The sequence below is a fragment of the Paenibacillus sp. UMB7766-LJ446 genome (assembly GCF_030226665.1).
Lineage (GTDB): Bacteria > Bacillota > Bacilli > Paenibacillales > Paenibacillaceae > Paenibacillus > Paenibacillus vandeheii.
Window position 1 is genome coordinate 255,142 of record NZ_JASOYM010000002.1, and the last position, 13,696, is coordinate 268,837.

The window sequence follows — 13,696 nt, forward strand, 5'->3', positions numbered from 1 at the left end:
ATATGCGTTTGAAGAAGCCATTTGTATCATTGTTGACTGTTGTGGGATTGTCCATGTCACTGCTGGCCGGGTGTGGAAGCGGAAGCGAGAATACAAGCAGCTCCACCGATGGAAATGCTGCGGCATCGGGTAATCCGGTATCTTTTAACTTCTATTTTACTGGCTCACAAAACGTCAAGGACCTGTGGGATTCGCTGGAGCCGATGTTCGAGAAAGAGCATCCGGATATCGATGTGAACCTGGTCTACATCCCGTCTGGTACCGGCGCTGAGCCGACCTACGACCGGATCGTGGCTGCTAAGAAGGCGGGCAAGGGCTCAGGAGATATCGATCTTTACGAGGACGGCATCAACTACGTCGCGCAGGGCACAAAGGACGGGATTTGGACACAGCTGAACGAGAAAGACATTCCGAACCTGAACAAAGTCAACGCGGACACGATGAAGGATGTGGACAACTTCGCAGTGCCGTATCGCTCTTCAGCCGTAGTTCTGGCCTATGACAGCAGTAAAATCTCCAATCCGCCAACTACACTGGACGAGCTGCTGGAGTGGATCAAAGCCAACCCCGAGCAGTTCGCTTATAACGACCCGTCAACGGGTGGTTCAGGCAGCTCTTTCGTCCAGACGATCGTCTATAAGGATCTGCCAGAAGAAGACATTCACAACTCTGATCCGGCAATCATGGAGAAGTGGAACGGCGGCTTTGATACCCTCAAAGAGATCGGACCGTATGTTTACGGAAAGGGCATCTATCCGAAGAAAAACCAGGGCACACTGGATCTGTTGATGAATGGTGAAGTATCCTTAATTCCAGCTTGGTCAGACATGGTGCTGCAGCAGCTGAACGAAGGTTTGTTGCCAGATACGATCAAGATGCAGCAGATAACACCGGGGTTCAACGGTGGACCGACTTACCTGATGGTCAACCAGGAGTCAGACAAGAAGGAAGCAATCAACGAGTTCCTTAATTTCGTCCTGTCCCCCGAAGCACAGGAGGTCATCGTGGACAAAATGAACGGCTTCCCGGGTATTGAGCTCTCCAACATGTCGCAGGAAATGCAAGATAAGTTCGACGGTGTGGCCGAAGGCTTCCGCACGTTCAACATCGGGGATCTGGGCACGGAGATTAACAAACGCTGGCAGAGCGACGTTGCCGCAAAATGAGTAAGGAAGCCAGACAGTCGATTACAGGCCTGGCGATGGTGCTCCCCTCCTTCGCCATCCTGCTGATCGTCGTTATTATCCCGATCGTGCAATCCTTTATCATGAGCCTGAGTAACGGTTCGGGCGGATACGATCTGAGCCGCTATACGTACCTGTTCACGGATAAGGGGATGCGGAGCAATATTGTATTTACGCTTCGGGTGACCGCCATAACGTGTGTTGCCGTGATATTGGTAAGCTACACGCTGGCGATTTACATGCGCTTCAACCAGGGGCCAATTGTCAATCTGATTCGTAAAACGTACATGATCCCGCTGTTTATCCCTGGTGTCATCGCCACCTACGGCCTGATCAACCTGCTTGGTAACCACGGCTGGCTAGCCCGTATGCTTGAGGTGGTCGGGATTACGCTGCCGCGCATCATTTTTGATGAAAAAGGAATCATCATCGCAAACTTATGGTTTAACATTCCATTTACGACGATGCTGCTCAGTTCCGCGCTCTCGGGCATTCCTTCGTCGGTTATTGAGAGTGCTAAGGATGTGGGCGTAGGCAAACTGACGCTGTTTACACGGTTCATTTTCCCGCTGTCGTACAAGACATTTCTTGTCGCCCTGACCTTTGTCTTCATGGGAGTGATTGGCTCGTTCACCGCGCCCTACCTCATCGGAGCCAATTCTCCGCAGATGCTGGGTGTCTCCATGCAGCAGGTGTTCAGCGTCTTTCAGGAGCGTGAACAAGCCGCAGCGATCGCGTTCTTCTCATTCCTGCTCTGCTCGGTGCTGGGTGCTTTCTACATCCGGTCGATGGCAGAGGAGGAGAGGGCAAAGATATAGACGGGGTGCAGAAGAGCATGATTACCGTATCACTTTGCAGAATTATTAATAAATATAGATCGGTAGATGAGCAAGTGTTCTGTTAGTAGAAAGCCGCTAAGTGCAAAGCATTTAGCGGCTTATTTTTTGAAACGATGATCGTTCCAATAGATAACCTGAAATTAACAACCCGTTTACATAAAGATGATACATCACGAATATTTACGCTTTAACATTTAAAATGACAAACGAGGGAATGAGGACAGACTCATGAAGAATTATCCGATCATAGCCTCCATTACGGTAGATGAACAGATTTCACAAGCGATAGCAAGCGATGTTAAACGAGTGATTTTGATGACAGGGAACATAACCAATCTTGGTTCGATCATAGACAGTCTGCATCAAAGCGGTAAACAGGTATATGTGCATACGGAGATGGTATCCGGGATTGGACGAGATGCCTCTGCCATTCAATATCTTGCTGATGTGTTTAAAGTGGACGGGATTGTAACGACGAAGAGCAACGCGGTTTCTGCCGCGAAGCAAGCGGGCATCTTAAGCATCCAGCGCATATTCGCCATTGATACGGCAGCAATAACGACTGCGGTTCGTATGATTATGAGCTACAAGCCGGATGAGGTTGAACTGATGCCAGGGCTTATGCCTCGAGTCATTCAAGAACTGAAAGAACGCATTACACAGCCTTTGATTGTGGGAGGCCTTATCCGGCACGAGGAAGAAATACAACAAGCATTAAAGAGCGGAGCAGATTTTGTTTCCGTAGGACACGAGAAATTCTGGAATTAATTTCATACATTTATCCTTGGGTGGAGACGACGAGAAAACCCGGTGGTAAGTAAATCAATACAACCTTGATGTTGAAGGAGGGTGATTTGCTGCTGGGTTTTTTGTGTTGTCCAAAAAATACAAACAGGAGGTAACAAAACATGATGATTCAAGGAGTTGCTCATCGCGGTTATCCAAAAAAGTATCCTGAAAATACGATTTCCTCCTTTTTAAAGGCGGTAGAGCTTGGGTTCACACATCTGGAACTCGATGTACATCTCAGCAAGGATGGAATTCCAGTTGTCATTCATGACCATACACTTGACCGTATGACCAATGGAACGGGCAGGGTGGTCGATTACACAGCTTCGGAGCTGCAATCTTTAGAAATGGAGCAAGCGGAGCATATTCCAACCCTGGAAGAGGTACTGCGAATTTTAAAGGGTAAGATTCAACTTAACATCGAGCTGAAGCAGATGGGAAACTATTATCCTCAGCTGGAGGAAAGGGTTCTTGAAGTGATTGAGGAATTCGACATGCTGAATCAGGTGGTCATTACGTCATTTGATTTTGATGCCCTGGAGAAAATCAGGCAACGTTCAGGCGATGTACACATCGGTCTCATCACCTTTGGCTGTTCGAAGGCTATTCTTGACTGGTCTCAAGAAATGGGGGCGACATTCTTGTCCATACACCATGCCTTTGTGACCGAGCATTACATTCAACAATGTAAAGAATTAGGAATTCAACTGATGGCTTGGACAATTAATGAGACTTCCGTCATGAAGAAATTTCAGGAGTATCCGTCCGTATGGGTCTGTACAGACGAACTGGAATGCTTCATAGATGTATTGGAGTTGTCCAGCTCATTGTGAGCGGGCAGGCGTAGGGTTATGGAGGATTTATATGCTTATGATGCTTATTGCTTTGATTTGGACGGAACAATCTATATTGGCCAGATGAGACTGCCTGGCGTGAATCGCTTTATAAACAGCTTGCGGTCACGAGGCAAACGTCTGTTGTTCCTTACCAATACTCCTGTTCTTACCAAGGAGGATTGCTACAAGCGGCTGCTGAGTTTGGGCATTTCGTGCCAGCCTGATGAAATTCTGACCGCAGGCTTTGTGTCAGGAATGTATTTTGCAGAGCATGCGCCGGACGCCAAGGTGCTGGTTGTAGGGGAAGAGGCTTTGCAAAGAGAACTTCGGGCAATCGGGATAGCAATTACGGAGGATCCCAATCAATCCACGCATGTGTTAGTCGGAATGGATCGGGAATTTCATTACGATAAGCTTCATCGGGCGGCAAAAGCAGTGCGCCATGGAGCAGCTTTGCTTGCAACTAATCCGGACAATTGCTGCCCCGTTCCAGGGGATATCATCCCGGACACCGGAGCCATTCTAAGCTCGATCGAGGCGGCTAGCCAGCAGAAAGCATCGGTCGTGATTGGCAAGCCCTCTCGCTATTATGCAGAGAAGGCGCTCCAGCTTTTGGATGTGGATAGCAGCAGATGCCTCATGATAGGCGATCGGCTGGAAACAGACATTTTATTTGGACAACAGAATGGGATGAAGACTGCGCTCGTGCTTACGGGTATCTCATCAAGAGAAGATATCGCAAAGACAGATATCGTTCCGGATTATATATGGCCTTCCCTCAACGAATGCATCATGGAGCAGCAGGTCCATTCAAAGACTTTAAATGTGCTGCAGGTAGAGAAGGCTTAAGCGGCAAGGTGACCAAAAAAAGATGGAGGTGGCGTTTATGCGTCTGGCGTTACTTGGCGATCTTCACTATTCAAGCATGAGTCACGGGACAGAAGAAGTGAAGGCTGCAAGAGTCCGGGCATACGAGCATATGCTCAAGGCTTTTCTGAAGGAGGAGGCGGACTTTCATATCTCTATTGGGGATTTAACGCATGAAGGAACGGCTCAGGAACTCCGATCGATTTACTCTATTCTTGCGAAAAGTGAACGGAGCTTCATTCATGTTCTCGGCAATCATGATACGTATTCATTGCCAAAGCATGAAATTTCCACGCTTACAGGTCAGCCATGCTATCGAGCCATAGATACGCCTCACGCCAAACTGATTTTTTTGGATACGACCAAGGAAATGAACCGTTCGGATTGGGGAGGAGAGTTGAACGAAGAGCAGCTGATATGGCTTAAAGAGCAGCTTTCCGATTCACATCAGAAGCAAGTTCTGCTTTTTGGGCATCATCCGGTATTTGATACAACTGCGCGCTCGGCGCTCGATAAGCTGTACATTCGTCCTCAGGATGAACTAAAAGACATGATCAATAGTAGGCCACAAGGAGGCATCTATTTTTGCGGGCATAATCACATGAACTCAATCGTGAAGCAAGGAAATTGGCATTATGTACAGACCGCAGCTTGTCTCGATGTGCCAGCATACCGCGTTATTGAAGTTCATGAGAACGAGGTAACCATAACTCACCGGCTTATACAGGATGCTGATCTTAATCATGATATTCAGAGCTTTTGTCTTGATACGCCTGGTTTTGGCCCTGTTGCGGATGCGCTGGGAGAAGAGAGCGACCTACTGTTGACCGTTCAGATAACGTCGGCTGCACACTAATATGAAGAAAAAGGAGGGATTGGCATGGCACAAATTGTACTGAAGCAGATTGAGAAAAGCTTCAAGCAGGATAAAGTCATCGAAGGTCTCAATCTGACCATTGAGGATGGGTCATTTACGGTATTGGTTGGCCCGTCCGGCTGTGGAAAATCGACGACACTCCGCATGATCGCAGGACTTGATAAGGAGTCGGGCGGTGAAATTTGGATCGGAGACCATTGTGTCAATGGAGTGGAGCCGGGCAAGCGAAATATTGCCATGGTATTTCAAAACTATGCACTATATCCAATGATGACGGTCAAGGAAAACATCGAATTCGGCTTAGTGAACCGCAAGGTGCCCCGAACGGAGCGGGAGCGTCTTGTTAAGGAGATCACCGAGGTTGTCGGTCTAGCCGAATATTTGCATAAGAAGCCGCAGGCTCTGTCCGGAGGTCAGCGGCAGCGGGTTGCCTTGGCTCGGGCCATGGTTAAAAATCCAGGGGTCTTCCTGATGGACGAGCCATTGTCCAATTTGGATGCCAAGCTTCGCCATCAGATGCGAACGGAGTTAATTCAGCTTCACAAACGGCTAGGTACAACCTTTGTCTTTGTTACTCATGACCAGGTTGAGGCCATGTCGATGGGAGATCGTATCGTCATCATGAATAAAGGACGTATTCAACAAGCGGATAGTCCAATGAAAATCTACGATGATCCGGATAATGTTTTCACAGCCCAGTTTATCGGCACACCACCGATGAATGTGATTGATCGTGAATGTATCCTGCCTTTGCTACATGGGCAGCTGCATGACGAAATTGGGCAGCTTGGCTTCCGTCCCGAGAAGGCAACGATGACGACTGAGAACAGGCCGCAGCCCGGCCAATTGCAGTTCCCGGCTCGCATCCTGACACGCGAGACACTGGGAGCAGAAATCATCTATCAACTGGAATCCGCGCTTGGTCTTGTCTCCGTAAAGAGCTTTTTGAAGCCGTTGGAGTCAGCATCCGAGGTATACGTCTCCGTGTCTATGCAGGATCTGTACTATTTTGACCGGGGCGGTATGCGCGCCCGCCAGCATGAGCGGGCCGAAGTTGGAGAGCTTATTGTTCTGGGAGGGAACTATTCATGACCGTTTGGTCCAGGCTTCGTCCCTATGCCATGGTGGCTCCCTCCATCGTAGTGTTCTCCATTTTTTTCATCTATCCGATCTTTTATATGATCTTCTTGAGCTTTTACAACTGGGATTTCATTAATCCGGTCAAGGAGTTTGTCGGCTTTAACAACTTTGTCGAGCTGTTTAAGGATAATGAGTTTCTTCAGGTGCTGAGCAACTCCTTGAACTATACGCTTCTTTCCGTATCCTTATCCATTGTAATTTCGCTTCTGCTAGCGATATGGCTGAATCGGGAAGGGGCATGGTACGGATTTGTTCAGGGAGCACTCTTTAGTCCACATATTGTTTCACTTGTATCTGTATCCCTGGTGTGGATGTGGCTAATGGACCCCAAATTCGGATTGCTTAACGCTTTACTGGACATAGTTGGCTTGCCCAAGCAGACATGGCTGAGCAGCCCGGACAGTTCATTACTGTCGCTTGTGCTTGTTTCGGTCTGGAAGGGAGTGGGCTACAATGCTCTCATCTTCATCGCTGGTCTGCAAAGCATACCTAAGGATGTGTATGAGGCTTCAGCTCTGGACGAGGCCAATTGGTGGCGGAAGTTCTACAAGATTACGCTCCCCATGCTTTCGCCGACCCTGTTTTTCTTAATTATCATTAATTTGATCAGTTCATTCCAGGTGTTTGAGACCATTGCCATTATGACTAATGGGGGTCCGATCAATTCAACGAACACGCTCGTCTTTTACATCTACGAGTACGGATTCCGCTACTTCAAGATTGGTTACGCTTCGGCAGCGGGAGCGATCCTGCTCGTTGTCGTTGGTTTACTTACGCTAGTCTACTTCAAGTTGCTGAGCCGCAAGGTTCACTACCAATAGAGAGGGGAAGGGAAATGTCATGGCAAGGAAGTCGTTGCTGCGTATCCTGAATATTACTGCCACGATCGTTTTGGTTGCGATTTTTGCAATCCCTTTTCTATGGATGATTTCAACATCATTGAAGTCTTACCCGGAGACGGTGATCTTTCCACCCAAGTGGATTCCCTCCAAGGTGATGTGGAGCAATTTCCAAGCGGCGTGGGAATCAGGGCCTTTTTTGAAATATCTACTGAATAGCGTTGTTGTATCAGTCAGTATACTCATTCTTCAATTCACGACCATTATATTGGCAGCCTATGCTTTTGCAAGGTACTCCTTCAAAGGAGACAAGCTGTTATTCGGGATAACGATGGTGACCTTGATGATTCCGGGTCAGCTCATTTTCCTGCCTGTGTATTTGTTGATGAGCAAGTGGGGACTCATTAATAATTTGCTGGCACTCATTCTGCCCTTCTCTTCCAGCGCCTTCGGCATATTCATGCTCAGGCAGTCATTCAAGCAAGTACAGGAAGAGCTTATTGAAGCGGCACGGCTTGACCAAACGCCGGAATGGAAAATCATTCTCAAAATTATGGTGCCGATGGCCCGTCCAACACTGGTCACCTTTGCATTGTTCAGCTTCATTGCACACTGGAATGATTACTTCTGGCCGCTCGTGATGACAACCTCCGATGCAGCAAGAACACTTCCGATTGGGATCTCTAAGCTGCGCGAGGTGGACGGAGGAGCTGCCTGGCACATTCTAATGGCTGGAAACATGATTTTGGTCGTTCCGATTCTGATTGTTTTCTTATTTGGACAACGTCAAATTATTAAAGCATTTGTCTATTCGGGTGTAAAATAATTAATTTAATAGGAGGATTTATCCATGAAAAAATTTGCATCTATTTTGTTAGCGGCAACGCTTGCCCTTACTGTAACTGCTTGCGGTGATTCCAACTCCGCTGGTTCAACCGATAATGCTGCTTCCGGTAGTTCGAATGGCACGGCCAACAAACCCATAGAGATTACATATTGGTACTCATGGGGAGACAAAATTGCCGAGAACAATGAGAACTTGGTCAAAATGTTTAACGAATCCCAAGATGAAGTGGTTGTGAAGGCTGAATATCAGGGGACGTACGCAGATCAGCATTCTAAAGCGCAGGCTGCATTCGCAGCGGGCAATGCCCCCGAAGTATGGCAAAATGAAATTTCTTCAGTTGGTGTGTTTGCCGAATCGGGCATGACGCAGGAGTTGACTTCTTTTGTTGAGAAGGATCAGCTGGATATGGATGATTTTATTCAAGGGCTCATGGGAAATTCCTATGTGAATGATAAACTGTATGCTCTCCCTTATTTACGCAGCACACCGATCCTGTACTTTAATCGTACGATGCTGAAGGAGGCAGGACTTGATCCTGCTGGACCAAAGAATTGGGCGGAATTTGAAGATTATGCGCGCAAGTTAACGATCAAGGATCAGCGCTACGGCATCTCAATGCCTGTTGATATTTGGTTCTATGAGGCTTTTGTGAGACAGAGTGGAGGAACGATGATCAGTGAAGATGGAAAAAGCGCGGCGTTCAACAATGAAACCGGAATTGAGCCTGTGAAGCTGTGGCTGAAAATGAAGGATGAAGGCATTATGAACATTGGTACGACGGATGATGCTGGTACGCAAGCGAAGACGGATTTCCACAATCAGCGTTCAGCGATGCTGTTCTCCTCTACTGCGGACCTGACAAACAATATGAAGGTTGCAGAAGATCAAGGCTTTGAATTGGGAACGACATATATGCCAGCGAATGATACGTATGGGGTGCCGACAGGCGGCGCCAATCTGGTTATGACTTCTGGCCTGTCTCCAGAAAAGCAGGAGGCAGCATGGAAGTTCATCAAGTGGATGACTGCCAAAGAGCAAACGATTTATGCAAGCTCCTTTACCGGATATTTGCCTAGCCGCATCAGTGCAGTGGAGAGCGATGAAATGAAGAAGCTTTATGAGGAAAAGCCGCTGTTCAAGGTGGCGGTTGACCAACTGGAATATGCCGGTCCACGTCCAATGCAGAAGGTGTATCCAGAGATTGGTGAGATGATCAAAAATGAGATTCTTCGCGCGGTTGTTGATTCTTCCGTTTCGGCAGAGGCAGCTGTAGCTGAAGCAGCAAAGAAGGCCGATGCCTTGCTGAGTAAGTAAAGTTATGATTTGAAATGACCAAAGAGCTAGGCGGCATATGTGCCGCTTGGCTCTTTGGTTTTGGTCGTTAAACGAGAAAACGTATTATTGAGAAATTGAACCTTTAAAGAAATCCGTAAAATTCACTGGGGATCTGCCAATCAGGTTTTCCAAAGCGGGATGGGTATGCGAGAAATCTCCCTGTCGACTTGCCTGAAACATTCCCGTAAGCATGCCGACCATTGCTTCCGGAAGTCCACGGGATATCAAATGGTTCCGATATTCATCATCCGACACGACAATTCGCCGAATCGGTCGATCCAAAACCTTGGAAGCAATCGAAGCGATTCTATCCATATCAATCGCTTCGGAAGCCGTAAGGTTAGGAGTTATACCTTCATATTTCTGTTCTGTCAGGATTACTGCTGTGGCTTCAGCCAAGTCGGAATGGGTTGTCCAGGCAACAGGACCATCTTCCGGAGCAATCAATTCTCCTGTTTTCAAGGCGTCACCCATCCACATTATCGCTGATGCGGCATAGAAGCCGTTTCGCAGCGACGTGAAAGCCATTCCTGAAGATTTTAGTAACTCTTCTGTAGCAGCATGAACGTTCATGGGAGAAAAATGCGACGTTGCAGATGAAAACATTTGACTAGTATACAGCAGTCGACGAACACCGGCTTTCTTTGCCGAGTCAATTGCGGCTTGATGCTGACGAACAGCCACTTCTCCCAAGGAGTGGGAGGAGATGAGGAGAACTTGAGATGCTTCCTCAAAGGTGTGAAGGAGACTTTCAGAATTATCGAAATGTCCTTGCCGAACACGAACTCCGCGTTCTTTTAAATCCTGAGCCGCGTTCACATCACGGACACTTACACCAATATCCCTGGCAGGAATACGCTTGAGAAGTTGCTCTACGATTTTCCGACCTAATTTTCCGTTCGCTCCTGTAACAACAATCATTTCTACACTCATCCTTTCGTATGCAAATCAAAAAAAAGTTAGTTGTTATACGATTTTGTTTGTGCAATCATAATCGTATAAGTGCGTGTTGAATAAGTCGCATAATCAAAAGATAAAAGGATTGAGTTGTGCGAACAACCTGCAAAAAGCTGTTTTTGTTGTGTTCCCAACATTTTTGTCCTTTTGTCTGTTAGTGTAGTTCCAAGAGAAAGGGGTCGTGAAATGTCGGTTAATCCTCAGGATCCGCGTGTTAAAAGAACCCGTCAATTGTTCGTCCAGGCTTTTAACGATCTGATTGGGAAAAAGAGAAACGTATATTCCATTTCTGTGCACGATATCACGAATCAAGCAATCGTAAATCGGACAACATTTTATGCGCACTTTCAGGATAAATATGACTTTCTAGAATATTGGATGACGGAAAAATTCCAAATGACGATAAGGGATAGACTGCCGGAAGAAGCAAGATGTAATGAGGACAATTTGCGAATCCTTATGCAAACCATATTCGATTTTCTTTTGCAGTTTAAACAATGTAGTACGCCAGGAGACAAGCAGTTTGAATCTCTGTTTGAAAATGCCATGCATCAGGATCTTCATCGACTCCTGCTTAAACGAATAAATGAAGTGCAGACAAAGGACTTTTCGCAAGAAAAATGGGAAGCCATGGCACTCGTTATCAGTTGGGGCATATTCGGATCGGCATTGCAGTGGAGCCGGAACCCCCAGGATCGCTCATTCGAAACGATGTTTGAAGAAGTCATTGAGGTTTTATCGTTCAATTTGGCCCCATATTGGGAGAGCACAACCCGTTAGAGACAAGCATTTTTTGAATGCTTTGATCCCGTCGATGTAGTCACCTAATGATTCACAAAGCATACTTATAGGAACAACACGAAAAACGTCTTTTCATAACTAAAAAGTAAAGGGGATATACAGGGCATTTCACTAACGCTCCGACGATTTAAAAAAAGTTGCGAAGCTTTGCCCCTTTAGATATGATTATCTAATGTGTGTTTCAGCTTATACAGTTAATTGACGATTAAAGATAGTGAGGTAGGAAAAATGATTGCAAAAACAGAAGAAGACTTTAATGGTTTGAAGGAAATTGGCAGAATTGTTGCCTTAATTCGAGATGAGTTGGTGCAAAGAACCATTCCTGGCATAACGACGAAGGAGCTTGATGATATAGCTGGGGAGCTTTTTGAGAAAGAAGGCGCAGTTTCGGCTCCCAAAAGTGAATATAATTTTCCTGGCTTTACTTGTATTAGTGTTAATGAAGAAGTGGCACATGGTATTCCAGGGCAACGGGTTATTCATGAAGGAGATCTGGTAAATATAGATGTTTCTGGCTCCAAGAACAGCTATTTCGCAGATACTGGAATTTCGTTTGTAGTAGGCGAAGGAGAAGAAGTGTTAACGAAAATATGTGATGTCGTTAAAGAAGCATTTGAAGCCGGCCTTAAAAAAGCAAAACCCGGTTCCAAAAAAAGTGGAATTGGGAAAGCCGTATTCCAAACAGCTAGACAGCATGAATTAACGGTTATTAAAAACCTTACAGGACATGGTGTTGGACGTAACATACACGAAGCACCTAACCATATTTATAATTATAACGATACTTCGGATGATGAATTATTAAAAGAAGGCATGGTTATTGCCTTCGAACCATTTATCTCTACCCTAGAAGAAGAAGTATTCCAAAAAGAAGACAATTGGACCTTTGCTACAGAAAAAAGCTATGTAGCTCAAGTGGAGCATACGATTATCCTGACTAAAAATGGTCCGATTATTGTTACACTTTAATGAAATGAATTGAAAGAGAGCTTCTTTTTAGGTCGATTTCCCAACTGGGAGATCGGCTTTTTTGATTCCGCTTAATCAATTGCTTACATAACTTTAAGGTACAATAATAATATTGAGGGACAAAAGCTACAGTTGTTAAATTGGGATGAGGAGCGGATGGGGCTTGAACAGAAGAGTTATACTGGAACGTCTTCAATCAGAGCTGCGCGAAGGTAATCACATCATCGGAGTCTCGACAGGCACAGGCATTACAGCCAAGTATGCAGCTCAGAGCGGAGCGGACTTTATATTAATGCTGAACTCCGGCAGGTTTCGCCAGATGGGGAGAAGCTCTCTGGCGGGCTTTTTACCGTTTTGCAACAGTAATGAGATGGTGATGGATTTTGCGTCAAGAGAAATTGTGCCGCTGGTGAGGCATTCTCCCGTACTCTTTGGACTGAATGCGAATGATCCAACTATAGAAGTGGCTGAATACATGAAGGAAATCAAGGAAAGAGGCTTTTCGGGGGTCAACAACTACCCTACAGTCGGGTTGATAGACGGGTTGTTCCGAGAGGCTCTGGAGGAAGACGGGATCAGCTATGACATAGAGGTTGAGGCCATACGCCTGGCTCATCGACAGGAGTTGTTTACGGTGGCGTTTGTATTTGATGAACTTCAGGCGGCCCATATGATTGAGGCGGGGGCAGATGTAATCTGTGCTCACCTCGGTCTCACTGAAGGCGGATTATTGGGCGCACGGAAGGTTGTATCCTTAGAGGCGGCCAAATCAAAGGCACTGCGTATTTTTGATACCTGCAACCAGCTTAAGCCGGATGTGATCAAGATGATTTACGGGGGGCCGGTCAAGACGCCAGTCGATGTCCAGTACATGTATAGCAACAATACAGACATTATGGGCTATATTGGCGGGTCTGCTTTTGAACGAATTCCTTCGGAGAAGTCCATCACGTCAATTACTCGCGATTTTAAACGACTGGGTAATCTGGATGAGGACGATTTTATGGTTAAAATGCTGAAAGGCATCACCAAGCATTATGATTACGTTGAGTTTGTCAAAGAATATGTAGCACAAAACTACAACAGTGAAATTGTTTTTTCGGATCTGGCCAAGGTGGCTCATGTTTCCCGCAGCTATTTGAGCAGCTTGTTTAAAAAGGAAGTTGGCTGCAGCTTTCAGACTTATCTGGTGAGCTTCCGCATAAATAAAGCCGTTACGCTTCTTCATGCCCCGCAGCTTCAATTATCCGAGGTGGCCGGCATGGTAGGGTATCCTAATTATGCTCAATTCAGCAAAATGTTTAAAAAGCTTAAGGGCTGTTCTCCCAAGCAGTACAGATCTAACCTAAACACAAAAACATAGAACATAAAAGCGTTTTCATAACTAAACAGGACCAGTATGATGAAGCTATAGCG

14 protein-coding genes are annotated in these 13,696 nt (G+C 46.2%); 13 read left to right on the forward strand and 1 reads right to left on the reverse strand.

What is annotated here, in order from left to right; translation table 11 throughout:
• The first annotated feature begins 2 nt into the window (after positions 1-2).
• From QP794_RS06150 to QP794_RS06195, 10 genes are all read left to right on the forward strand, one after another.
• Complete coding sequence (locus QP794_RS06150) at positions 3-1,166, forward strand: extracellular solute-binding protein (protein ID WP_079349068.1); 1,164 nt, start codon at positions 3-5, stop codon at positions 1,164-1,166.
• Complete coding sequence (locus QP794_RS06155) at positions 1,163-2,002, forward strand: ABC transporter permease (protein ID WP_285075399.1); 840 nt, start codon at positions 1,163-1,165, stop codon at positions 2,000-2,002. Before QP794_RS06150 ends, QP794_RS06155 begins: the two co-directional genes overlap by 4 nt.
• 249 nt (positions 2,003-2,251) lie before the next feature.
• Positions 2,252-2,791: a glycerol-3-phosphate responsive antiterminator gene (locus QP794_RS06160; protein WP_024633302.1), complete on the forward strand. Its 540-nt coding sequence runs from the start codon at positions 2,252-2,254 to the stop codon at positions 2,789-2,791.
• Between the two features lie 140 nt (positions 2,792-2,931).
• Positions 2,932-3,645: a glycerophosphodiester phosphodiesterase gene (locus QP794_RS06165; protein ID WP_285075400.1), complete on the forward strand. Its 714-nt coding sequence runs from the start codon at positions 2,932-2,934 to the stop codon at positions 3,643-3,645.
• Between the two features lie 18 nt (positions 3,646-3,663).
• Complete coding sequence (locus QP794_RS06170; protein ID WP_285075401.1) at positions 3,664-4,497, forward strand: HAD-IIA family hydrolase; 834 nt, start codon at positions 3,664-3,666, stop codon at positions 4,495-4,497.
• A 37-nt stretch (positions 4,498-4,534) separates the two neighbouring features.
• Positions 4,535-5,371 (forward strand): metallophosphoesterase family protein, encoded by an 837-nt coding sequence (locus QP794_RS06175; protein ID WP_285075402.1) that lies wholly within the window; start codon positions 4,535-4,537, stop codon positions 5,369-5,371.
• Between the two features lie 24 nt (positions 5,372-5,395).
• Positions 5,396-6,484: an ABC transporter ATP-binding protein gene (locus QP794_RS06180; protein ID WP_285075403.1), complete on the forward strand. Its 1,089-nt coding sequence runs from the start codon at positions 5,396-5,398 to the stop codon at positions 6,482-6,484.
• Complete coding sequence (locus QP794_RS06185; RefSeq protein WP_024633307.1) at positions 6,481-7,353, forward strand: carbohydrate ABC transporter permease; 873 nt, start codon at positions 6,481-6,483, stop codon at positions 7,351-7,353. Before QP794_RS06180 ends, QP794_RS06185 begins: the two co-directional genes overlap by 4 nt.
• A gap of 19 nt (positions 7,354-7,372) precedes the next feature.
• Positions 7,373-8,197 (forward strand): carbohydrate ABC transporter permease, encoded by an 825-nt coding sequence (locus QP794_RS06190; RefSeq protein WP_053779416.1) that lies wholly within the window; start codon positions 7,373-7,375, stop codon positions 8,195-8,197.
• Between the two features lie 24 nt (positions 8,198-8,221).
• Complete coding sequence (locus tag QP794_RS06195) at positions 8,222-9,532, forward strand: ABC transporter substrate-binding protein (protein WP_285075404.1); 1,311 nt, start codon at positions 8,222-8,224, stop codon at positions 9,530-9,532.
• Between the two features lie 84 nt (positions 9,533-9,616).
• Here QP794_RS06195 and QP794_RS06200 read toward each other — a convergent pair whose 3' ends face one another.
• Entirely contained in the window at positions 9,617-10,474 is an 858-nt protein-coding gene (locus QP794_RS06200) for an SDR family oxidoreductase (RefSeq protein ID WP_285075405.1), read from the reverse strand.
• 222 nt (positions 10,475-10,696) lie between these two features.
• On the opposite strand from QP794_RS06200, the gene QP794_RS06205 reads away from it, so the two are divergent.
• The 3 genes from QP794_RS06205 (at position 10,697) to QP794_RS06215 (ending at position 13,643) form a co-directional block, all read left to right on the forward strand.
• Positions 10,697-11,290 carry a TetR/AcrR family transcriptional regulator gene (locus tag QP794_RS06205; protein ID WP_285075406.1) on the forward strand — a complete coding sequence of 198 codons (594 nt, stop codon included), beginning with the start codon at positions 10,697-10,699 and terminating at the stop codon, positions 11,288-11,290.
• Positions 11,291-11,539: 249 nt separating this feature from the next.
• Positions 11,540-12,280 carry a type I methionyl aminopeptidase gene (gene map / locus QP794_RS06210; protein WP_024633312.1) on the forward strand — a complete coding sequence of 247 codons (741 nt, stop codon included), beginning with the start codon at positions 11,540-11,542 and terminating at the stop codon, positions 12,278-12,280.
• Positions 12,281-12,443: 163 nt separating this feature from the next.
• Positions 12,444-13,643 carry a phosphoenolpyruvate hydrolase family protein gene (locus tag QP794_RS06215; RefSeq protein ID WP_285075407.1) on the forward strand — a complete coding sequence of 400 codons (1,200 nt, stop codon included), beginning with the start codon at positions 12,444-12,446 and terminating at the stop codon, positions 13,641-13,643.
• Positions 13,644-13,696: the final 53 nt, after the last annotated feature.

Excerpts from the sequence above, each read along its gene's own strand:
- QP794_RS06160 (WP_024633302.1), top strand. The coding sequence starts at position 2,252 with ATGAAGAATTATCCGATCATAGCCTCCATTACGGTAGATGAACAGATT.
- QP794_RS06200 (WP_285075405.1), bottom strand. The coding sequence starts at position 10,474 with ATGATTGTTGTTACAGGAGCGAACGGAAAATTAGGTCGGAAAATCGTA.
- QP794_RS06205 (WP_285075406.1), top strand. The coding sequence starts at position 10,697 with ATGTCGGTTAATCCTCAGGATCCGCGTGTTAAAAGAACCCGTCAATTG.
- QP794_RS06155 (WP_285075399.1), top strand. The coding sequence starts at position 1,163 with ATGAGTAAGGAAGCCAGACAGTCGATTACAGGCCTGGCGATGGTGCTC.
- QP794_RS06175 (WP_285075402.1), top strand. The coding sequence starts at position 4,535 with ATGCGTCTGGCGTTACTTGGCGATCTTCACTATTCAAGCATGAGTCAC.
- QP794_RS06170 (WP_285075401.1), top strand. The coding sequence starts at position 3,664 with ATGGAGGATTTATATGCTTATGATGCTTATTGCTTTGATTTGGACGGA.
- QP794_RS06150 (WP_079349068.1), top strand. The coding sequence starts at position 3 with ATGCGTTTGAAGAAGCCATTTGTATCATTGTTGACTGTTGTGGGATTG.
- QP794_RS06180 (WP_285075403.1), top strand. The coding sequence starts at position 5,396 with ATGGCACAAATTGTACTGAAGCAGATTGAGAAAAGCTTCAAGCAGGAT.
- QP794_RS06195 (WP_285075404.1), top strand. The coding sequence starts at position 8,222 with ATGAAAAAATTTGCATCTATTTTGTTAGCGGCAACGCTTGCCCTTACT.
- QP794_RS06165 (WP_285075400.1), top strand. The coding sequence starts at position 2,932 with ATGATGATTCAAGGAGTTGCTCATCGCGGTTATCCAAAAAAGTATCCT.
- QP794_RS06190 (WP_053779416.1), top strand. The coding sequence starts at position 7,373 with ATGGCAAGGAAGTCGTTGCTGCGTATCCTGAATATTACTGCCACGATC.
- map (WP_024633312.1), top strand. The coding sequence starts at position 11,540 with ATGATTGCAAAAACAGAAGAAGACTTTAATGGTTTGAAGGAAATTGGC.
- QP794_RS06185 (WP_024633307.1), top strand. The coding sequence starts at position 6,481 with ATGACCGTTTGGTCCAGGCTTCGTCCCTATGCCATGGTGGCTCCCTCC.